15 protein-coding genes and 1 riboswitch are annotated in these 22,852 nt (G+C 63.9%); of the genes, 14 read left to right on the forward strand and 1 reads right to left on the reverse strand.

The window, feature by feature from the left end; genetic code table 11:
• Positions 1–6 precede the first annotated feature (6 nt).
• The 3 genes from HPY44_11675 to HPY44_11685 all read left to right on the forward strand — a co-directional run bounded on the left by HPY44_11675 (position 7) and on the right by HPY44_11685 (position 3,933).
• Positions 7–1,095 carry a hypothetical protein gene (locus tag HPY44_11675; protein ID NSW56668.1) on the forward strand — a complete coding sequence of 363 codons (1,089 nt, stop codon included), beginning with the start codon at positions 7–9 and terminating at the stop codon, positions 1,093–1,095.
• 143 nt (positions 1,096–1,238) lie between these two features.
• Positions 1,239–3,062 (forward strand): ammonium transporter, encoded by a 1,824-nt coding sequence (gene amt / locus HPY44_11680; GenBank protein NSW56669.1) that lies wholly within the window; start codon positions 1,239–1,241, stop codon positions 3,060–3,062.
• Between the two features lie 181 nt (positions 3,063–3,243).
• The gene (locus tag HPY44_11685; protein ID NSW56670.1) at positions 3,244–3,933 is read left to right on the forward strand and encodes a hypothetical protein; all 690 of its coding nucleotides are present in this window, start codon (positions 3,244–3,246) and stop codon (positions 3,931–3,933) included.
• Positions 3,934–4,037: 104 nt separating this feature from the next.
• Here HPY44_11685 and HPY44_11690 read toward each other — a convergent pair whose 3' ends face one another.
• On the reverse strand, positions 4,038–4,931 hold the full coding sequence (locus HPY44_11690; protein NSW56671.1) for a hypothetical protein: 894 nt from the start codon (positions 4,929–4,931) through the stop codon (positions 4,038–4,040).
• A gap of 120 nt (positions 4,932–5,051) precedes the next feature.
• Between HPY44_11690 and HPY44_11695 the strand changes: the two genes are divergently transcribed.
• From HPY44_11695 to HPY44_11745, 11 genes are all read left to right on the forward strand, one after another.
• Positions 5,052–6,128, forward strand: coding sequence for a discoidin domain-containing protein (locus HPY44_11695; GenBank protein NSW56672.1), 1,077 nt, complete (start codon positions 5,052–5,054; stop codon positions 6,126–6,128).
• Entirely contained in the window at positions 6,125–7,351 is a 1,227-nt protein-coding gene (locus tag HPY44_11700; GenBank protein ID NSW56673.1) for a hypothetical protein, read from the forward strand. The genes HPY44_11695 and HPY44_11700 overlap by 4 nt, the downstream gene beginning before the upstream one ends.
• A gap of 41 nt (positions 7,352–7,392) precedes the next feature.
• A complete protein-coding gene (locus tag HPY44_11705) occupies positions 7,393–8,784 on the forward strand; it encodes a hypothetical protein (protein NSW56674.1) in 1,392 nt (463 codons plus the stop codon).
• 111 nt (positions 8,785–8,895) lie between these two features.
• The gene (locus tag HPY44_11710) at positions 8,896–10,326 is read left to right on the forward strand and encodes a PQQ-binding-like beta-propeller repeat protein (GenBank protein NSW56675.1); all 1,431 of its coding nucleotides are present in this window, start codon (positions 8,896–8,898) and stop codon (positions 10,324–10,326) included.
• Positions 10,327–10,735: 409 nt separating this feature from the next.
• On the forward strand, positions 10,736–13,156 hold the full coding sequence (locus HPY44_11715; GenBank protein NSW56676.1) for a DNA translocase FtsK 4TM domain-containing protein: 2,421 nt from the start codon (positions 10,736–10,738) through the stop codon (positions 13,154–13,156).
• Positions 13,157–13,263: 107 nt separating this feature from the next.
• A complete protein-coding gene (locus tag HPY44_11720) occupies positions 13,264–14,184 on the forward strand; it encodes a class I SAM-dependent methyltransferase (GenBank protein NSW56677.1) in 921 nt (306 codons plus the stop codon).
• A gap of 429 nt (positions 14,185–14,613) precedes the next feature.
• Complete coding sequence (gene rimO, locus HPY44_11725) at positions 14,614–15,987, forward strand: 30S ribosomal protein S12 methylthiotransferase RimO (protein ID NSW56678.1); 1,374 nt, start codon at positions 14,614–14,616, stop codon at positions 15,985–15,987.
• 4 nt (positions 15,988–15,991) lie between these two features.
• On the forward strand, positions 15,992–17,836 hold the full coding sequence (locus HPY44_11730) for a hypothetical protein (protein NSW56679.1): 1,845 nt from the start codon (positions 15,992–15,994) through the stop codon (positions 17,834–17,836).
• Complete coding sequence (locus HPY44_11735) at positions 17,836–19,335, forward strand: glutamate--tRNA ligase (GenBank protein ID NSW56680.1); 1,500 nt, start codon at positions 17,836–17,838, stop codon at positions 19,333–19,335. Before HPY44_11730 ends, HPY44_11735 begins: the two co-directional genes overlap by 1 nt.
• A 147-nt stretch (positions 19,336–19,482) precedes the next feature.
• Positions 19,483–19,587: riboswitch (TPP riboswitch) on the forward strand.
• A gap of 90 nt (positions 19,588–19,677) precedes the next feature.
• Positions 19,678–21,003: a phosphomethylpyrimidine synthase ThiC gene (thiC, locus tag HPY44_11740; GenBank protein ID NSW56681.1), complete on the forward strand. Its 1,326-nt coding sequence runs from the start codon at positions 19,678–19,680 to the stop codon at positions 21,001–21,003.
• Positions 21,004–21,166: 163 nt separating this feature from the next.
• Positions 21,167–22,831, forward strand: coding sequence for a peptidylprolyl isomerase (locus HPY44_11745; GenBank protein ID NSW56682.1), 1,665 nt, complete (start codon positions 21,167–21,169; stop codon positions 22,829–22,831).
• Positions 22,832–22,852: the final 21 nt, after the last annotated feature.

Here is a 22,852-nt window from a genome sequence, read left to right on the forward strand (position 1 = left end):
TTGAAGATGACTTTCCGGGAGCGCCACCTGGCGACCTTCCGCCGTGAACCGGTGGACCGAGTGCTCTGGCAGCCACGTCTGGAGCACTGGTACGCCGTACACACCCGCAATGGCTCTCTGCCCGACCGCTATCAGGGCATCGGGCACCTCGAACTGTACGATGAGCTGAACTGCTCGCCTCGAACCTACTTCATGTTCAACCCCTGCTTCAAGACCATTCAGGAGGGCGACGTGGAGAGTTGGGGCGAGCAGGTTGGCGATACCTGCGTCAACACAGTTCGCACCCCCGTCGGCGAACTGCGCACAGCCCACCGCAATATCGGCTCCTCCCACATGACCGTGGAGTACCTCATCAAGACCCCCGCTGACATGAAGGTCCAGCAGTACCTGCTGGAACACCAGCGGGTGGAGTTCGATGAGGCCCTGTTCCGCCAGCGAGACGCCGAGCTTGGCGAGCGTGCCGCGCCCACCTGCTACCTGCCGCGCATCAACATCCAGCGGCTGTTTATCAACTTGATGGGTTTCGAGAACACGATCTACGCCCTTCACGACTGGCCGGATGAGACCCGGGCACTCATCGAGGCAATCAACAGAGCCGATGACCTCTTCTATGAGGCCGTGAAGGCGTCGCCTATCGAGATCATCAACTTCGGCGACAATGTGGATGGCAACATGCTGTCCGTTCCCCACTTCCAGGAGTTCGTCCAACCCTACTACCAGCGCCGTGCAGCTGAACTGCGTGCGGCAGGTAAGTACTGCCACCCCCACTGGGACGGGGCTCTCAAGACTCTCCTGCCCTTCTGCCGCGACTGCGGCTTCGACGGCTTTGAGGCTCTCACTCCCGAGCCTCAGGGCGACGTGACCATCGAGCAGATCAAGGAAGCTCTCGGCGACGACCTGATTCTCGTGGACGGCATCCCCTGCACCCACTTCCTGCCGCAGCACAGCTACCGCGAGGTGGAAGAGTTCACGCTGAGGCTTCTGAATCTGTTCGCCCCGAACCTCGTGCTGGGCATCTCCGACGAAATCTCCCCTCCGGGCGACATCGAAAAGGTGCGCCTGATCTCCGAGATTGTGGAAGGCTACAGCGTCTGAGCCGGCCACTGGGATCCACCCCACTGTTTACATCAGAAACAAAGCGGAAACACGCTGGAAAGACCGAGGAAACACCGCTTCCTTATGCTCATGCCCGTTGAAGACCGTCGCTACGGCGGGAACGAGCGTCAGGAGGCAGTGTCATGCAGCGGGTTGTCGTCGTCTTACTGATTTCCCTGATACTGGTGGGCTTGCTCGTACAGTGTAGTTGGGCTGAGGGCGAAGCCCCCACCCTGGAGAGTCTGGCGGCCACAGCGGCCGAACTGAAGACTGCCGCGGACACGGTGTGGGTTGTGATCGCGGCGGTGCTGGTCTTCTTCATGCAGGCCGGCTTCGCGTACGTGGAAGCAGGGTTCACCCGGGCCAAGAACGCCACGAACATCCTCACAAAGAACCTGGTGGACTTCTGCGTGGGCGCTCTCGCCTACTGGATCGTCGGGTTCGGCATCATGTTTGGCGCCGGGAACGCTCTCTTCGGCACCAGCGGGTTCTTCCTGAATGAGAGCAGCCCTGACACGTTCTCCTCCCTCAGCTGGACTGGTGTGCCCCTCGCAGCCAAGTATCTTTTCCAGCTCGTCTTCGCCGCCACCGCAGCCACCATCGTGTCCGGCGCCATGGCCGAGCGCACCCAGTTCCGGTCCTATCTTGTCTACGCCACGGTCATCTGCGCGGTGGTCTACCCGGTGAGCGGGCACTGGATCTGGGGCGGCGGCTGGCTGGCGAACCTGGGTATGTGGGACTTCGCCGGCTCCACCGTCGTGCATTCACTGGGCGGCTGGCTGGCGCTGATCGGCGCCTGGATGCTGGGACCACGCATCGGCAAGTATGACAGGGACGGCAAGACCCTGGCCATCCCCGGTCACAGCCTGCCCATGGCAACCCTCGGCACCTTCATCCTGTGGATGGGCTGGTTCGGGTTCAATCCCGGCAGCACCATGGCTGCCGACGCCGATGCGATCAGTCACATCGCCGTCACCACCAACATGGCTGCCGCGGCCGGAGCCATGGCTGCGTTGCTCCTGAGCTGGAAGCTGTACGGCAAGCCGGACCTGGGCCTGTCTCTCAACGGTGCCCTCGCCGGGCTCGTTGGCATCACCGCAGGCTGCGCCTTCGTCTCGCCACTATCCTCTGCGATTATCGGCATCGGTTGCGCGGTCGCGATGATCCTCGCGGTGCGTTTCTTCGACAGCATTCACCTGGACGACCCGGTCGGCGCGGTTTCGGTACACGGTGTCTGCGGCGCGCTGGGGACCCTCGCGGTGGGCCTCTTCGCTCAGGACCAGTTCGCTCCCGGCACCACGGGCAATGGTCTGCTGTTCGGCGGCGGCTCAGGGCTGCTGGTTGCCCAGGCCATCGGTGTGGCTGCGGTGTTCGGCTGGGCGGCGGTCACCGGACTCGCGATCTTTGGCACACTGCGGGCAACGCTCGGCCTGCGCGCCACTCCTCAGGAAGAGATCGACGGACTGGACATGCACGAGCACGGCGCGGCGGCATACACCGAGATCTTCGTCCAGAGCTTCCCAGGCCTGCCCACCGACATGCGAATCCCCGTGAGTGCGCTGCAGGAGGCCGAAGCCGTGCCTGTTGGCGATGGCATTAGCGAGAGCATCCAGACCCCGGCAAGCCCCCTGGCCCTGCTGACTGCCATCATCCGGCCCCAGGAACTGGAGCGGGTGCGGGTGGCCCTGGCATCAGCCGGCATCAACTCCCTGACAGCCACGGAAGTGCGGGGGAGCGGTCAGCAAGGAGGCTACAAGGAACGCTTCCGCGGTGTGGAATACACCGTCTCGCTCCTGCCCAAGGTACGCCTGGACATCGTGGTGCCCCAGGATAAAGCCCAGATCGTTGCCGACACCATCATGTCTGTCGCACGGACCGGCGCAGTGGGAGATGGCAAGGTCTTCGTGACGGCGGTGGAAGATGCCATGCGTATCCGGACTGGCGAGCGTGGTCTGGCCGCCGTCTGAGGGAGACACTGCCGCAAGCCGGACCGACGGTTTCCCCCGACCCTCGGGGGGCCCGGAGCGGGGTCCTCACCGCTGGATCCCTCCTGCTCCCGCTGGCAGTCCCGGCACAGGGACCCCGCTCCGGAATACTCAGTGCAGCGCAAGGCGCATCAATCGAGACATACCGCAAGGAGACAGTGTCATGACCCGTACAGTTCTGATCACAGTGGCCGTATCCCTGATCGCCGCCGGAACCAGTTTCGCAACCCCCTCAACCCTGGTCTGGATCCCTTCTACCGATATTCAGGGGCTGAAGACCTGGCATTTCGGGGTGGATGATCTCATCAACTACGGCAGCCCCGAGAAGATCAAGGCCGACGCCACCGTGGTCGGTCTCACCTACGGTGTGGCTGAGGGCTTCGAGGCAGGCCTGGACGTCTTCAGCGGCATCGACGACCCCCTGTTTCTCAACGGAAAGTGGTCATCCAAACCCTTCGGCAGCAATGGTGAATGGCAGGGCTCGCTGGGAGGCTACAACTTCGGCTTCGACAGCGCGACCTCGCCCGACATTCTTTATGCCCTCGTCAGCTACAAGCCCGGCAAGGACCGCTTCCACCTGGGCTACTTCATGGGCGATGATACGGTGATGGTGGACCCAATCACAGGGGCCGATGAGAGCGATGGCATCCTCTTCGGCTGGGACCGGTCTTTCGGCAACAAGTGGTGGGGTGCGGTGGACTACCAGGGCGGAGACAGCACTTACGGAGCGATGAGCTTTGGGGTGGCGTATACACTTTCGGACAGCGCGTCTATCCTCGCGGGCATGAACTTCTACAACAACCCCGCGATCGACGACACGGTGACGATTCAGTTCGACCTGAACTTCGATTGAGGGAATGGCAAGGCGGAAAGTCTCGGGGCTCTGCCCCGAACCCCGCTGGGGCCACAGGCCCCAGACCCCGTACCTGCAGCAGCCTCCGGACATTCCGGGGGCTGTTACAGATTCAGGTCCGCAATCACAAGATGCTCGCCCCGCGCGTCGGGGGCCTGCGCCAGGATCTCCGGCTCTGCTCCCACTTCCGTCGGGCGCGCGAAAACCATCGACTGTCCCTGGAACTCCAGACCCGCAAGACGCCCCACCCCCATCGCCTGTATGCCGGCGACACCAAGCTCCCGGCAGCGGGCGTAGAGCCCCTCACGATTGGACGCCTGCTCACTCTCGTCCCATTCCGCCGGGTTTGCCTGGGGCGAAGCGATCACCTGAGCGCCTTTCCCGGCGAGATGGGAGATGGTTGCCGGGTTCCAGACATCCTTACAGATGGCCACCCCCACGCGGGTCTCCCCGCAGTCGAAAACGCCCAGTTCCTCCACGCCGGCGGGCTGAAGACCCAGGTCCCGGGCTTCCATATCCAGCAATTCCACTTTGCAGGAGTCTACGATCCGGCTCCCGTCCGGCCCGAAAACGCGGGACAAATTGTGCAACGGCTTTGCATCATCTTTACCACAGGGCAGTGGCAGGCTCCCGGCCACGATGTGCAGGCCACATTCTCGCGCCGCGGCGGAGAAGGCGGCATTGTAGACCTCCTCCATGCGCGCGGCCTTGCCCTGAAAGAGTACCCGGGCCGGGTGGAATCCTGGCCGGAACGCGGCACCGGCGATCTGTTTCCAGTGGCGCTGAATGAGACCCATCGCGAGGCCAGTCACTGCGGTGGCGCGGGATGCCAGGTCGTAGTCGTCCAGACAGACCAGGGGCAGCCCCACATCCTCGGGGAACACCGCCAGCACCGCCCCGGCGTCCGAGGCGCGGCGGCTCCAGTCCATCACCGAACCCGCGAAGCCCGCTTCGTCGGGCCAGAAACGCACGGCCATCTGGACAGCAGCAACACGCATGGCAGCACTCCCTGGATGACGCATCCGGTGGGGCAGGTCACGGGCTCTTCCGCGTTCAATAGTACCATACGCGCAAGTCGGAAGGTACCCGCAAATGACTTGTTTCCGGAGGACAACCTCATGCCGAGGCTGTTGCGACCCGCCCTGTCGGCCACCATCGTCCTCACCGCATGCTGCGCCAGTGCCCAGTTGTACAGCGTCCAGGCGTCCTGCCCGGCCACCGTCTCGGTGCCCATTACCGGTGACAACGGGACTGTGTACCTGCGCAATGATTCCGCGCCATGGCGGCCCATCGATTTCACCCCGGCTGAGGGCCGCGTGGTCATCGCACTCGATCCGTCGCTCATGCCCAACGGCCGGGCGATGCTCCTCGTGAACCCGCCGCCGGGCATGGACATCGATGACGCGGACTCCCCTGAACTGCTGGCCCTGCGCGTGGACGCAGCCTGGCTCGAGCCGGCCGCCGAGAGCTTCCTCGGAGCCAGCAAGACCGCCCCGCGACGCATCCTCTTCATCGCGCGCGATTCCGACAACGCCCTCGCGCCCGGAAGCGCCAAGGTCTTCCTGAATGGCCGTGAACTGTCCCGGACCCGTGTCGAGTCCCGGCCGGACGGGTCCCTGTGGGTCCGCGCGAAGCTCCCCGCGGTGGATTACGGCAGCCACGAGGTCCGGTACTGGGTGACGGACAACTCGCCGCAGCGCAACAGACTGGAGGGCATCGTGAAGTTCGCCCGCCAGGACCTGGACAACTTCGCACTGGCCGCCCACGGAACCACGATGACCGTGGACAGCAGCTTCCCGGGCTATGAGTCAACGGCGCCGCTCCAGGACGGGAACACCACGCTGCCGGGCGATACCTTGCCGGGAACCATTACCTGGGCTTCCGCCGAAACCGACTCCCCACACTGGGTGGAGATCGACCTCGGCCGCGAGCGCACAGTGCGGGAAGTGACGGTCTACTGGGCGAACTACACGGACCGGCTCAACACATCGCATACCGTCGAAGTGCAGGTGCCGAAGACTGACGGCTGGCGGAGTATCTACAGGTCACCCTCCACCGGCGAGGCGCCTGCGCAGCTGACGACATTCACCTTCGAGCCGGTGACCACCCGGCGCCTGCGGATCTGGCAACCCGCCGGCGGCGGGGGCATCCACCGACCCAACCTGATGTGGCTCGCGGAGGTCGAGGTACGATGACGCTCAGCGAAGAGCAGGCCTTGTGCATTCTGCTCCTTGTCACGCTGGCCGCGCTTCTGCCGGCCTGGTGTCAGGCGGCGAGTGTACCCTCCGATGACGTACTCCTCTACTGCGAGGTGGAAAAGTTCGGGCTGGTCCGTGACCTGTCGCCCATCGAAATACCCGGCGCATCAGGTGGGCAGGCCATGCAGATGACCCGATCCACCAGCGGCGTATGGGCCGTAATGGGATTCGAGCCCGGGGAGTATACATTGCTCTTGCGCGTGTGGGCTCCGGCGGGAGACCAGGACGGCTTCTTCGTAGATATCCGCGACAAGCGCGACCGACGTGTCCCCCCGACACAGAGACGCTGGCATACCATGGCCTACAACATCACCGTGGACGCGCCTGAACAGGTCCTGCTGGCCGCGGTCGCCCAGGAACTCGGATTCGTGGTGGATCAGGTGGCGGTGGTGCGCGGGACTTTCCAGACCGACCAGGTGCGCATGGAGGACCTGCCCGGGAAGCCGGGGGAGGGCATTGCGCCCGATCCCGATGCGCTGCCCCGGATGGAGACCAGCGCGCGCCTTGCGAGCCTCCCTGTACCGGGAACTCCCCCTGCCCAGGATGTGGTCTTCGCTGAAGACTTCGAAGGCCGGTTTACCGGTGCGAAAGGCGTCACAGCGCTTGTGGATGGCCCCACCGGCAAGGCACTCAACTTGGGCGTACCTGACGGCCGGTTCGTGGTGAGCCTGGGCGCCCTGGACCTCGGCCCCACGGGCACCGTGGAGTTCCGGGTGAAGCCCCGGGAGGCCCAGCAGTTGTGGTGGGATCAGGGCTGGCATTACCTGCTGCACCTGGAGCCTGCATCGCCGGATGGCTCCGGCGTCTCGCTGGGCCTGTACCGCCGCCCGGATGTGCAGTTGCGGCTGGAAGCGAAGTCAGCAGACGAGAAAGAGACCGAAGGTGCGAATGTGAGCACTTCGGGTCTCGACAACACCGCCTGGCACCACATCCTCGTGTCATGGGACCTCACCGGCGAGCGACAGCGTTTGTGGCTGCTGGTGGATGGCGACGGCAAGCAGGTGGAGTTCCGGCGGAAGCTGGCGCCCGGCGCATTCAGGCAGCTTGAAATTGGCAATTCGCCCGAGTCTTCCGGCCTGCCGTACTTGTTCCTTGACGGCGCCATCGACGAAGTGCGCGTTTCAAAGGAGAGCGTCGCTGGAAAGCTCGCGGCGCAGTAAGCCGGCCGGCGACGTATGCGCGTACAAGGAAGGTGGAGACCATGAGAGTTTGCATACCGGCGGTTCTGCTGGCATCGGTTCTTTGCGCCGGGGTCTGGGGCCAGGATGACGACCTCGCTGCGCAGGCGTCGAAGGCCCTTTCGGCGGCGGTGAAGTACCTCACGGAGACGATTGCCGTGGGTGGCGGGTACCTGGGCAGCTACAAGATCGACCTGCAGACCGGCAAGTTCGTGGACCAGTGGGGCGAAGGACACGCTACCGCGGACCAGAACTGGATTCAGCCCCCAGGCTGCCCCAGCGTAGGCTTCTCCTTCCTGCGCGCCTGGCAGGAGACCGGGGAGCAGCAGTACCTCGACGCCGCCGTGCAAGTGGCGAACTCGCTGGTGTACGGGCAACTGGAGTGTGGCGGCTGGGACTACATCGTGGACCACAGTCCGGCCGGTGCGGTGGCCTGGTATTACCGCCACAACCGCAACTCCCAGGACCCGAAACTCAAAGGTGGCCGCAATCAGGCGACCTTCGACGACAATGTGACCCAGCACGCTACTCGGCTCCTGATGGCGGTGGATCTTGCGCTGGAGCAGAAGAACGCAGCAATCCACGAGGCATCATTGGCGGCAATCGAGTTCATCCTCCAGGCCCAGCTGCCCAATGGTGGCTGGCCCCAGCGATCACCCTTGAGCAGTCGCGGATACAGCCGCTACGTCACTTTCAACGACAACTCGATGGCCGACTGCATCGACGTGATGATGCGGGCCTGGGAGGCTTACGGGGACCCGCGCACCAGGGAAGCCGTGGTGAAAGCCGGTCAGTTCATCATCGACGCGCAACTCCCGGGACAACCCACCTGGGCGCAGCAGTATGACGAGGACCTCAAGCCCGCCTGGGCCAGGAAGTTCGAGCCCCCGTCGGCCTGCAGTTCTGAGTCGGTAGGCGTCATGCGCACCCTCGTCCGCATCGCGACATTCCTGCAAGACGAGCGCTACCTCGAGCCCCTCCCCGCGGCCTTCGAGTGGTTCCGCGTCTCTGAGCTCACCGGCGCGGACAAGGGCAAGTGGGCGCGCTTCTATGAGCTCGGTACCAACAAGCCCCTGTACTTCACCCGCGACACCTACCTGCTCACCTACGACGACAGCGACTGCCCGACACATTATTCCTTCAAAGGCGCCTACAGCCCGGCCGACGTCCAGCGCGAGTATAACCGCATCATGGAGATCGGTCTTGCGGCGTATGCCGAGGAGCGCTCTCCCAAACCTTTGACCCCCCAGGCGAGGGCGGCCCTGGCGAAAAACCTGGAAGGGCGGGTCCGCCAGACCATCGACAGCCAGAGTGACCTCGGCTTCTGGGCGAAAGGCGACATGATCGACATGAGCGTTTTCGAACGGAACATCGAGCTTCTCGCCCAGTACCTCGGCCTGGTGAGGGATCATTAGCCAGCTTCCGGGCATTCCGGAACCACGTCGCCGCCCCAGAGGTTATCCCAGTGGACGCGCATGTTTGCGCACCGCACCGCCGCACTCATCCCTGCAGGGGGCACCCACCCAATGAACAGACTGCTGTGGCTCCTGGCCCTGGTCGTTGTCGTGACGCTCGCCACCATCGCCGGTTGCAGCAAGAAGGTCGAAGAGCCCGTCGCCATGGAACCGGACGCGACGGCTTCGACCGGCACCCAGGCTGCCGCGCCTGCGGAACCTGCAGCTGCACCAGCCGCTAGTCCCCAGCAGGCTCAACCCGCCGCGGGACAGCAGGCGCCCGCACCGGCTCAGCCCGCTCAGACGGCAGCTGCGCCCGCACCTGCGGCACCGCAGGCGACACAGGCCGTGAAGACCAGCGGCGGAGCTGACTGGCCCAACTTCCGGGGCCCGAACCTGGACGGGATCGCCCCGGACACGGGCATCAACAAGGACTGGAAGAGCCGGCCGCCACGGGAATTGTGGCGGGTGAACATGACCGACGACGGATACGCGGTCCCATCGGTGGCAGACGGCAAGGTCTTCGTGATTGACCACCAGGGCAGTGAGGACATTGTGCGCGCCCTCGACCTGAACAGTGGGCAGGATGTCTGGACTTTCCGGTACGCCGACACGGACCAGGCAAACTACGGCTTCGCACGTGCCGCGCCGACCTACGCCAAAGGCAGACTGTACACTCTCAGCCGCCTGGGCATGCTCCACTGCCTGGACGCGAAGACCGGCGCGAAACTCTGGGCGCTGGACATCGTCGACGAGTACGGAGGACAGCGGCCGAAGTGGGACTACTCGGGCGCGGTGCTGGTGGACGGCGACAGACTGGTCCTCTGCCCTGGCGGGAAGACGGGCGTGGTGGCGCTGGACCGTGAGAGCGGCAAGACCCTCTGGACCGGCGGCCTGCCCGGCGCTCCTGGCTATGCAATGGCCGTTCCGGCGAAAATCGGCGGCAAGCCCCAGTATGTGTGCTTCTCAGCCTACGGTCTGTACGCAGTGGACAAGTCGTCCGGCAAGACTCTCTGGCAGTTCCCATGGCCCACAAACGCTGATGTGAACGCGGCGACCCCGCTGGTCATCGGCGACAGTGTGTTCATCACCAGCGGCTACAGGGTAGGCTGCGGAATGGTCACGGTGGGCGGTTCCGCACCGTCCCTCGCCTGGCGGAATGCTGAGCTTCAGGCCCACTTCAACTCCCCTGTCCTGTACAAAGGCCACATCTACGGCATCGGAGACCCCGGCGTGCTCGTATGCATCGATCCCAAAACTGGTCAGGCCCTTTGGAAGCAGCGCGGGTACGAGAAGGGCGGGATCACCGTAGTGGACGGGGTACTGATCGCGGTGAAGGGCGGCAATGGTGAGGTCACCATGGTCAACGCCGTGCCCGACGGCTTCCAGGAACTGGGCAGGATCCGGCCACTGGGCGGGCAGAGCTGGACCCCGCCGGTAGTAGCCCGCGGCAAGCTGATCATCCGCAACACCAAGGCTCTCGCCTGCCTGGACCTGATGTAACCCCGCCGTGGTCCAGCAAGCCGCGCAGTCGCAGCTGCACGGCGCCTGCGCTGACAGCCGATCCTCTACGGGCCTGACGGAGCCTCCCGCCAGGCCCGTTGGTTCTGTCATTGGGCTTTTTCTCGGGGCCGGAATCCCCCAGCTTCGGCCGAGGGCTATAGGCGGACGGCTTCTGCCGGAGCCTGACAGCCCACGGCACGGCTTCAACACCACGGGAACCGAACGCTGGCCGCACAAGAGGCCGGCAAGCCGCTCACGTAACCAATGCTCCTGCCTCCCACCTTTATGCACCCACGGTTTTGTGCTATAGTCTCAGCATGTCGGGTTGTTCGCCGCGGTGAGCGGACGGACTGTGGGTCACCCAACCATCCATCACAGCATTGCATCACACGACTGGCGGGTGGACACCTTGGCGAAGGCACGCGCGGAGGAACCGCGGAGCGAGGACTCGCTCAAACGCGACGCCATCGCAATCGGTCTTGCAACACTGGGTGCGTTGGTCCTGGTCAGTCTCGTCTACCAGGGCGACGCCATGGGCCTTCTCCCCGCCCAGATATCCCTTGCATTGCGCACGGCTGTGGGTCTCGGCGCATACGCCGTGCCCGTGTGGATCTTTGTGATCGCCGGGTTCTACGGCTTCGATACGCGCCCATTCGCGGGCAGGAGGGTCCTTGTTGGTACCGCACTCCTGGTGCTGGCATTGCTTGTATTGTTGCAGCTTCGCGTCAGCGCGAACTGGCATGTGATTATGTCTGACCCCAATGATGTCCTGGCCGGGGGCGGGTACATCGGCGCGGCGCTCGCATACATCCTCCTGCGTCTTCTCGGGGTGCCTGGAGCCTACATCATCGTTGTCGGGACAGTGCTCTTAGCCGTGGTGCTTCTCAGCCAGTGCACTACTCGTGAACTCCTGTCATCACTGGGCGTCAGCGTCGCCAACGGGGGCAACTACGTGCGAGCCAAGGCCCGGGAAGTATCCCGGAGGCCCAGGGTCGTGCGACCTCCCACGCCGCCCAAGGCCCCGAAGGAGAAGAAGCCGCGCCGGCCCAGGGTGGACCTCGACGACGACGGGGCGATGCCGTCTCCCATGCCCGATCCCGAGCCGGTAGTCGCCCAGGCTGCCTCCTTGGACAGCGAAGAACCACCCGCGGCTGAAACGTCGCCGATGCCCGAGCCTCCTGCGCCGAAACGCCGGAGGGCGCGCATTCCTTCTTCATCCCGCAGGGCTCCCGAGGGCCAGCCGGCTCTCCTGCGCAACTCCGACCTGTTCGCGCTCCCATCGATTTCCATGCTCAGCGAGGTGGACGACTGCGTGGAGAGCGCCGAAATGCGGGAGGAAGCGGCGGAGCAGATTATCAAGCTCGAAGACACCCTGGAGAGCTTCAACATCACCGCGAAGGTGACCCACTACGAGCGCGGTCCAGTTCTGACGCGGTACGAAGTGGAGCCCGAACGGGGCATCCGGGTCAATCAGGTGGTGCGTCTCGCCGACGACCTGGCGATGGCGTTGGCGGCGGTGGATGTGCGCGTCGAGGCGCCGATCCCCGGCAAGTCCGCGATCGGCATTGAAGTGCCCAACCCGACCCGAGCGACGGTGGGCTTGCGGGCCATATTGGAGTCCGACAGCTACCAGCGTCACCCATCCAAACTCGCCTTCGCACTGGGCCGCGACATCGCCGGCAAGCCCGTGGTCGCCGACCTGGCCGCCATGCCGCACATGCTCATCGCGGGAGCAACTGGCGCGGGCAAGAGCGTCTGCCTCCACTCGCTCATCGTCAGCTTGCTCATGCGCGCCACGCCCGACGAGGTGCGCCTGATCATGGTGGACCCCAAGCGCGTTGAGCTTGCCGTATACGACGGCATCCCGCATCTCATGGCTCCTGTGGTGCACAGCGTCAAACAGGCGGCGGACGTCCTGCGCAAGGCGATCCGCGAAATGGAGAAGCGCTATGACCAGTTCGCGCTCAAGGGCGTGGTGAACCTCGCGGAGTACAATGACCTGGCTTCCATGCCCAAGGAGCACGTGGTGGACGAGTTCGACCCGCTCCCCCACGTGGTCATCATCATCGACGAGCTCGCGGACCTGATGATGCAGGGACGGGCTGAATTCGAGTTCTCTATCTGCCGCCTCGCCCAGCTTGCGCGAGCGACTGGCATCCACCTGGTCCTGGCGACTCAGAGGCCCTCGGTCAAAGTCATCACGGGGAACATCAAGGCGAATATTCCGTCCCGCGTCGCTCTGGCGGTCGCGTCGCTGCATGACTCTCGAACGATCCTCGATGGTCAGGGCGCGGAACGCCTCATCGGCCGGGGCGATATGCTCTTTGCGCCCCTCGATGCCAGTAAGCCGCGCCGCATTCAGGGAGCGTTCGTGGAACGGCAGGACATCGAGCGCGTGGTCCGCCATCTGCGGGATCAGGGCGAGCCGCAATTCGACATCATCCCCGAGGTCCCTGAAGACGAAGAAGACTTCTCGGGCGAGATGGAAGCCAGCGACGAACTGTTCGCCGCCGCCGCTGAATATGTCATCGCCGAGCAAGAAGCCAGCGTCTCAATGATCCAGAGGCGATTCAAGGTAGGCTATGCCCGTGCCGGCCGCCTCATCGACATGATGGAGCGCAGGGGCATTGTCGGCCCGCACGAGGGCTCAAAACCGCGCGTTGTGCTGGTGGCCCCGAACATGGCAGGGGCACTATTCGGAAAGCCGCCGGCTGAGCAGGACGATGACGATGAGGCCGAGGAGCTGAGCCTTCCGCCGCTGGACGACTTCACCCTCGACGACGAGGACGATGAGGGCTGCAGCGACTCAGGGGAAAGCGACCACGGGTAGCTTCCGGCGCAGGCGCCACCGGGCTGCCGAGCCGCCGGGCCAGGTGCGAACCTGGCCCGTTTTCGCCGAATCACAAGACCCCAACACGGTCGTAGCGAGATGAGCAGATGGCAGAGAGACCCCTGTCAAGCCGCGGCGAGGGCGCTCTTGAAAAGCCCCCCACGGAGCAGAAACAGAACACCGGCGACCTCAATGACCTCTCAGGGCGCGAATGGATCAAGCGCACCAAGTCGTGGTTCGTCTGCGATTCCCGGCGCTACTACCGAAACCGGGACACCGAACTCCACCCGGCCCGGTACCCCGAAGAGATGGTCGCCGAATTCCTGGAGTTCTTCACGAAGCCCGGGGGCTGGGTACTCGACCCCTTCTGCGGCAGCGGGGCCACGCTGGTAAGCTGCGTTGAGACCGGCCGCCGCGGTATCGGCATTGAGCTTTCGCCCCGCTACGTCCAGGTGGCACACGACAGGCTGGCAAAGCTTGCCGGTCCTGACGTGGTCCGAGTCCTCCAAGCGGACGCGCGCCAGGTTGACGATCCTGTACTCTGGGAGGGCATCGTCGGGCCAAGCCTGTCGACCTCCGGCCTGCCCCGATTCGACTTCATCATGACATCGCCGCCCTACTGGGACATGCTTCACAAGAGCCGCGGCGGAGTAGAATCGACCCACAGGATGCGCGAGAAGAGGGGCCTGGATACCCGCTACAGCGAAAGTGAAGGCGACCTGGGGAATATTGGCGACTACGCAGAGTTCATTGAACAGCTCGGCCAGGTCTTCGACTCCTGCGCCCGGTTGCTCAAGCCGAGAAAGTACCTGGTGTGCGTTGTTCAGAACCTGCGGACGCCCGAGCAGGAAGTGAAGCCTCTGGCGTGGGACCTTGCCCGGCGAATCTCGCAGACCCTGAGCTTTCAGGGAGAGCGAATCTGGTGCCAGGACAGCAAGCCGCTGGGGATCTGGGGGTTCCCGTCGCGCTTCGTTGTGAACTACCACCATCATTATTGTCTGGTCTTCCAACGCAGGGAGCAGGACTGAGCAACGGGGACAAGCGCGGGATGTGCACGGCAAACGGATTTGGGGGCCCGCCAACCAGGTGCGAGATGTCATCGCCCTGCGAATGACGAGGCCCCGCACGGACAGATGGTGGGGGCCCTCCGGTAGACTTCGTCCGGGAGGACCACCGGACCGAAGGTCCCACAGACCCGGGCTTCAGCCCGGGGCATCTCCGGCAGACTTCGTCCGGGAGGACCGCCGGACCGAAGGTCCCACAGACCCGAGCTTCAGCCCGGGGCATCTCCGGCAGACTTCGTCCGGGAGGACCACCGGACCGAAGGTCCCACAGACCCGGGCTTCAGCCCGGGGCATCTCCGGCAGACTTCGTCCGGGAGGACCGCCGGACCGAAGGTCCCACAGACCCGGGCTTCAGCCCGGGGGCCCACGCGACTGATAACGCGGGAGACACGCATGACGCGCAGAGCAAAGGTGGCGCTGGTATCCCTGGGCTGTCCGAAAAACCTCGTGGATTCCCAGGTAATGCTCGGGATCCTCGAGGCCGCGGGCTATGAGATCGTGGACGACACTGAGGACGCAGACGTCGCGATCGTGAATACCTGCTCGTTCATCGCGCCGGCAGAGGAAGAGGCTATCGACGCCCTGCTCGACCTTGCGGACCTGAAGCAGAGCAAGCTCAAGGCGCTGATCTGCGCAGGCTGCCTTACTGAGCGTCACGGGCACGAACTGCTTGACGAGCTCGCAGAGGTGGACGCTTTCGTCGGGGTCGGGGGCATCCCGACCATCGCGCAGACGGTCGCAAGGGCACTAGCCGGCGAGCGTTTCCTCGTCGAGGCATCCCGAGACTACCTCTACCGCGGCGAAACCCCGCGCCTTCATACAGGACGCTCCTGGCTGTCGTACCTGAAGATCGCGGACGGTTGCGACCATCAGTGCGCCTTCTGCACGATCCCTTCAATCCGCGGCGACTACCGGAGCGTCCCCGTAGCTGACGTGGTCGCCCAGTTCGAGGAACTTGTACGCGAGGGGTTCAGCGAGGTCACGCTCATCGGCCAGGACACGTCCGCATACGGCCGTGACCTGCAGCCGCGCGCGACACTTCTTGAGTTGCTGGACCGCCTGTGCGAAGTCGGGTATGATGGTTGGTTGCGCCTGCTATATCTCTATCCATCCCTGGTCACCGACGACTTGATTGCCCGCATCTGTTCGGGCCCGCCCTTGGTACCCTACTTCGACATCCCGCTGCAGCACGTCTCGCGCGATGTCCTGAAAGCCATGCGCAGGGCGGGCAGCGCCGAATCCTACCTGGAACTGGTGGGGCGAATCCGCAGGGCGGATCCGCGGGCCGCGATCCGCACCACCTTCATCGTCGGCCATCCTGGCGAAACGGAGCAGGACTTCGAGGCCCTGCTTGAGTTCGTCGGCACCGCGCGTCTGGACCGCGTGACGGCTTTCGTCTACTCTCCCGAGGAGGGAACCCCCGCCGCGGAGATAGACGAGCAGGTGGATCCCCAGGTTGCGCTGGAGCGCTTCGACGAACTAATGCGGGTACAGGAGGAAGTCTCTTTGGAGATCAACCGCGGCTTCGTCGGCGAGGAGATGCGGGTGCTGCTCGAAAGCCCGGCCGACCGCCAAGACCTGTGGTTCGGGCGCACGTACCGGGATGCCCCCGATGTGGATACCCAGATCCGGGTGGACACGCGCGGTTACGCGGGGAAGCTCGAGCCCGGAGACTTCGTGCAGGTAGAGATCAAAACGGCGGAGGTCCACGACCTTCAGGGGAGAATAGTGGACATTTCGGCGCCAAACTCGGAGAAGGAGCACTGACGCGATGGGTACTGCCGCACAGTACGCGCGACGCCGTCTGGGTGACGCGCTGTACGAAGTGATGCTCTACCAGACCGGGCCGACACGGGCATCTTTCATTCTGCACGAATTGCCGCGCTCATCGGGATTCACATCCACTGCGGCCCGTGAAGCGCTGGAGACCGATCCCAGGTTTGTAGAAACAGACGGGCGCTTTGATCTGGCGATCCGGGACAGAGTGTCCGGACAGAACTTCAACTCCGCCGTGGTGGCGGTACTCGAAGACCTCGGCAGACCTGCCCCCGAGGGAGCCCTCGCCGCGTTCTTCGGGGGCCTGACCCACCGCGACGCCGACTACTACACCCAGCTCTTCCAGCGCCTGTCCGAGCGCGGAGATGTGCTGGCTGTTCTCGAGGGCCGGGTCATTCCCCTCGACTGGCTGCTTTTCCCGGACGGTGAGAATGAGGACGACGTGCTCTTCTTCTGCAACCTGGAGGGGAACGAGGAACTCCAGCTCTACCGGCCTTTCCTCTCCGACGATGCGCTGCGCGGCGAGACCCCGCTGGAGACCGCAGTGAACCTGGTGTCGGCTGCCGGCGACGAAATCAGCAACAGGATACTGGGGTTCTTCGTGTATCGCCTGCATCCGGGAGACTTCGACCCGCTCGCGCTTCTGCGCGACATGCTGGCCGACGAGCGCCTGTTCGCCGCGCCAGGGTTGCGCTGGGTGCCGGGGGATGTCCGAGAGCAGGTGGACCAGGAAGTGAGGAAGCTCAACCAGGCCGCTCGCGGGGCCGAGCCCGTGCCGGTGCTGGATGTAGACCTTGCAACCCTTCTCAATGAGCCCCTGCCCGCCGACCATCCCGGGTACTACATCGAGGACAACGACCTGACCATGATCTACCAGGTCGTCCACGAGTCCCCGGAGCCGGTGTCCATTGAGACGCTGCTTTTCGAAGTCCTGGAGCTTTTCCCGGACGATGCCGACTTCCTGCCGGCTGCCCACTCAATCTATGGTCTGCTGCATGAGGACCCCTCCATCATTGATGTGGACCTGGTCAGGTTCGCAGGCCGCGGTGCGCTGCCGGCGTGGGTGAAAGAAGTGCCCGAGGTCCTCATCCCCCGTGTGGATTCCCCCCAGGACGTCGTCCTGAGCCTCGAGGGACTCGACAATGGGCTCGCGGCGAAGATCCAGGACGCTTACCACGAAGATGTCATGGACGACGACGTGGTGGTCACCGCAGATATGAAGACCGTTGATGAGACAGTCTACACCCTGCCCCCACATCATCTCGAAGCAGGCACCATGCGGTTGCGAAAAATGGACCGAGGCATGTTCCGGGTGTCGGAGGCCGCCGCGCCTGCCAGGTTCATGGACACCGAGGGCAATGCGGTTGACGCATGGATCAACGCGGACACCAAACTGATCCTGGGCCTGGGCGACCTGTACGCCAATCTCGGGGTCCAGGCGGGCGACGTTATCAGCATCACCGCGGGCGAGGAGGCTATGGAGTTCGTTGTGGAGCCTGCCGGGGAAGATGATGCCTGGGGGCTCACTCCACAACGTCTCACCGAACTGCAGCAGATGCGCACGCAGGCGCAAGCCGAAGGCTGGTCACTGTTCAAGGCGCTCTGCGAAGTGATGACCGCATTCCCCGATGGGATGGACTTCGAAGCCGCCTTCGGACAGGTGAACGTCATCAAGCGCGCCACGCGCCTGCAGGTGGCCTCGCTATTGAGCTACTACCTGTGCTTCCGCCCCGCCGATGAGACGGGAGAGGCATGGATCTTCGCACCGCGCGCGGTGAACGCGGGTACGGTGCAGACCAAGAACCGCTACATCATCAAGGACTGGGGAGCCGCCGTCTGATGGCCAAAAAGATACGCACACGTTTCGCCCCTTCACCCACGGGCTACATGCATGTGGGTAATCTGCATACCGCACTGTTCTCGTGGCTGACTGCCCGGCACGGCGGCGGTGAGTTCCTGCTGCGGATCGAAGACACCGACGAGGTCCGCTCCACACCGGAAGCGCTCTCGGTCATCTACGAGGGCCTGCGCTGGCTGAACATGGACTGGGACGAGGGCCCCGATATCGGCGGCCCATTCGCGCCCTATGTGCAATCTGAGCGCCTGGACATCTACGCGAGTCACCTGGACAAACTAATGGCCGCTGGGATGGCGTACGAGTGCTTCTGCACCCCCGAGGAACTCGAGGAGCAGCGCACCGTCATGAAGGCCCGCGGGCTGCCCCCGAAATACACCGGCCGATGCGCCCAGCTCACCGATGCCCAGCGCCAGGCATACCGGGATGAGGGCCGCCGGCCATGCGTGCGGTTCCGGGTCAAGACAGAGGGCGCGACGGTCATCGATGACGTGATCCAGGGACGGGTGAGTTACGAGAACAATCTCATCGCAGACCCGGTGATTGTCAAAACTTCGGGCTACCCGACATTCCACTTCGCGGTGGTTGTGGATGACGCGCTGATGGAGGTCTCCCACGTCATCCGCGGCGTGGAGCACCTGCCCAATACACAGATCCACATGCAGCTGCAGGAGGCGCTGGGCTTCCCCACGCCCGTCTACGCTCACCTGCCCATCGTCCTCGGCCAGGACAAGTCAAAGCTGTCCAAGCGTCACGGAGCGGTGGCGGTCACAGACTACGCCGAGCAAGGATACCTCCCCGAGACGATGTTCAACTTCCTCGCGCTTCTCGGCTGGTCGCCCGGCGACGAACGGGAGATACTGGAGCGCCAGGAGATTATCGATCTATTCAGCCTCGAAAACTGCTCCAAAGCCCCAGCCGTGTTCGACCTCGGCAAAGCCGAGTGGATGAATGCTGAGTACATCAAGATCACGCCGCTGGACCGCCTGGTCAGCCTAGTACTCCCGCGCTTGCAGAGAGCGGGGCTCTTCGAGGAAGACCCGTCGCCGGAACGCCTGCAGTGGCTGGGACAGGTTATCGACCTCATGCGCGAACGCGCCCGGCTCCTGGATGTTTTTGAGACCTGGGCAAAGTACTTTTTCACCGACGACTACGAGTTCGAGGACCGCGCACGCGAAAAGTGGCTTGGTAACCCGCAGACCGCCGATACACTGCGCCCCCTGGCAGAGAAGCTGTCAGCACTCGAAGATTGGACTGCCGAGACGCTGGAGGCGGCGGTCCGCTCCCTGGCTGAAGAGCTTGGGGTCAAGGCGGGTAACGTGATCCACCCGTGCCGGGCGGCGGTATCCGGAACCACGGTGGGCCCCAGCCTTTTCCACATGCTGGAGATTCTTCCGAGGGAGACTGTAGTATCCCGGATCCAGCGGGTCGCCGAAATGGTGGCGCGTGGAGAGCTGGCGCCGACAGGCAGCGGCGAGCATTGACCGATCGGGGGCCACGGGCCCGCGATGCAAGGCCGGCACTGCCAATGCAAAGTAGAATGGCCCGGCACCTTGCCCTATGAGTGGCGGAAACCTATAATATTGGTCTGTTCTGGCGGAATGTGGAGGTTGGGTGGCAGGATACCGCCGACTTGTCGCTGGGGGAGCCGACGGCTGCTGAGAAAGTGGCTTGCCCACTGACCCCAACGACCTGACCCGGGTAATGCCGGCGCAGGGAAGCGACCACCGGGTGACCGCAGCGATGCGGCCATTGCCCGCCAGCCAAATTGTTTGGCCGGCGGTTTGCTTCTTCCGCGCCTGCCCGGAACACGGAGGCGCACTGGTATGCAGGACCCATTGAGCGCGAGCGGGGCAGCACTCGCCCCTGACGGGAACCCGGAACTTGCGGACTGGCAGAACGTGCCGGCGGGTGTCGTCGCCCGCGTGGCCAGAGACGAGCACGTATCCGAGGACTTTGTGCGCGCCGGGCTGAGAGCCGGAACCATCATCGTCATGGGCGATGAGACTGGGCGCACCAGACCACTGGGCATCGGCACGGGACTTCGGACGAAGATCAATGCGAACCTGGGGACCTCCGAAGACTACCCCAGTCTCGACGACGAGCTGCGAAAGCTGGAGGTTGCGGTCAATACCGGCGCTGACGCGGTCATGGACTTGAGCACCGGCGGAGACATCGACGGCATCCGCCGGGCGATCCGCCGCGAGTGTCCGGTGGCGCTGGGCACCGTCCCGATCTACCAGGCAGCCGCCGAAGCCGACGAGAAGTTCGGGTCTTTCAGCGAGATGACAGGCGACCTGCTGCTCGATGTCATCGAGCGCCACGCCGCTGACGGGGTGGATTTCCAGACGCTGCATTGCGGGGTCACCCGCGAAACGGTTGCGGCGCTGGAAAGCCAGCCCCGGCTCATGGGGATCGTCAGCCGCGGGGGAAGTCTTCTGGCACGCTGGATGAAGGCCACCGGGCAGGAAAACCCGCTGTACGAGCGGTATGACGAGCTCCTGGCCATTCTGAAGCGCTACAATGTGCTGGTGAGCCTCGGCGACGGCCTGCGGCCCGGCGCACTCCAGGACGCGTCGGATCGAGGGCAAATCGCCGAAACAATCGTGTTGGGCGAACTGGTGGCGCGGGCGCGTCAGGCCGGTGTGCAGGCCTTCGTCGAGGGCCCGGGACACATGCCGATGAACCAGATCGCCGGCAATGTCATGCTGCAGAAGCGCCTGTGCCACGGTGCCCCCTTCTATGTTCTCGGACCGCTGGTCACCGACATCGCGCCAGGCTACGATCACATCACGGGGGCAATCGGCGGAGCCATCTGCGCAGCGGCCGGCGCCGATTTCCTGTGCTACGTAACTCCGGCGGAGCATCTCGGGTTGCCCACCCCGCAGGATGTGCTGGACGGGGTGATGGCTTCGCGCATCGCGGCCCACGCCGCGGACATCGTCAAGGGCATACCGGGGGCGCTCGAATGGGACGAACGCATGAGCCGGGCGCGCCGGGAGTTCGACTGGGATAAGATGGCCGAGACTGCCCTTGATCCGGGCCGTGTGCGAACGGTGCGGGGAGAGCGGGCCACGCGTGACCCGGAGGCCTGCTCAATGTGCGGCAGGTTCTGCTCCATGAAGGTCACCTCGGCCCTTGGTAAGGACTGACTGCGTTCCGGAACACAGCTGTCCGGGGACGCGTTGCATTGCGAAAACGCCGGCCCAATTTCGCGCCGGCGTCAGTGCGCATGACAGTGGATCAACTGGACCCCACGGTTTCCCGCCGGATAGGCCTGGCGGCGCCCCGGTCCCATGAGGAGAAAGCGCAGGCATGTCGATCGTCAGGTTGCGTAAAGCGTTCCGCCGCAAAATGAAGATCGGATTCGGTAAGGCGCGCGTGCAGATGAGCCCGATGGAGCTTATCTTCTGGGCTATCGTGGCAATCTTTGTGGTCGGCGCCTACTACACTTTCGGTGCGCCCTCTGGAGGCGGCGCTGGTGGCGAACAGGGCGCCCAGCAGGCCCGCAAGGTCACCCGCACAGTCGCTACCGTCAATGGCAAGACCATCACTCGCACCGAATTCGAGCAACGGTACATCCAACAGATCTCAGACATACCCCAGGAACAGTTCCTGGGAAGCGACAGGTACGTGAAAACAAGCATCCTCGAGGGCATGATCCAGCGCATCCTCATGCTCGACGCCGCCCGCGAGCGCGGGATCGAGGTCTCACGCCAGGACATCAACAAAAAGATTGACGAGCTCGTTCAGGAACGCGTGGACCAGCAGTTCCCCAGCCGCAAGAGCATGGCCACCTTCCTGCGCAAGCGCCAGCAGACACTGGACCAGTACAAAGCGGAAATCCGCAAGGAACTGGCCAAGGATCCTGAGATGATCCGCGAGGCCGTTCTGTTCGAGCGCCTGGAGGAGAGCGTCAAGAATGAGGTCAAGGTCACGGATGAAGACCTCAAACAAGAGTACACAAAGGTCAAGGCGCGGCACATTCTGATCAAGCCCGACCAGCTGGAGATGATGGACGAGGCAGCTAAGGGCGACAAGGACAAGGACGCGAAGAAGAAGGATCAGAAGCCGAAGAAGGACTACGACGCCGAGGCTAAGAAGAAGGCCGAGGAGATCCTCGCGAAGCTCAAGAAAGGCGAAGATTTCGCAAAGCTTGCGAAGGCTGAATCCCACGACTTCGGCAGCGCCCAGCAGGGCGGGATGCTCCAGTCCACGCGGCCCCCGGCGCCTGGGCAACAGGCCGCTGCTCCCGACCCTTACTTCGGGCGCGGTGAGATGGTTCCCGAGTTCGAGGAAGCCGCATTCAAGCTCAAGCCCAACGAGTTTAGCGAGCCCGTGAAAACGCAGTTCGGCTACCACATCATTCAGACCCTGGACAAGAAAGTAGCCTACCCTGAGGATTTCGAAAAGAAGAAAGACGAGTACCGTAACCAGCTTCTTGAGAAGAAGAAGGACGAGCACTGGCGGGAGTTCGTGGATAAGCTGCGCAAAGAGGCGAAAATAGAGATACAGGACCCGGAGCTCGCAGCCTACAAAGCGCTGGAAGAGGACAAGAAAACCGAAGGCATACAGCTTCTGTCTAGCGCGGTCGAATCCGACCCCACCAACGTCGGCGCGAAATACCAGCTCGCGACTCTCATGAAAGAAGCGGGCGAGAAGAGCAAGGCCATCGACCTCCTCAAGCAACTGGCGCAGTCTGAGCGGTCCTCCAGTAACCCGCAGATCCACATGGACCTCGCGCTTCTGCTGCTTGAGGAGAAGCTCACGGACGAGGCCATCGACGAGCTGAAAGCAGCGTCCGACTGGGCCCAGTCCTACGACTATCAGAGCATGTTCATCCACCAGCAGGCGATGGAGAAGTTCAAGGAGCTCAAGAAGCCTGAACTGGCCGCCGCCGAGCAGAAGTGGATCGACGAGTTCACCAAGTTCCAGCAGGAGCAACAGCAGCAGCAGATGCCGATCATGCCGATGCAGTAGCAACCCGGCAATGGTAGACGG

It is taken from the genome of Armatimonadota bacterium (genome assembly GCA_013314775.1).
Lineage (GTDB): Bacteria > Armatimonadota > Zipacnadia > Zipacnadales > JABUFB01 > JABUFB01.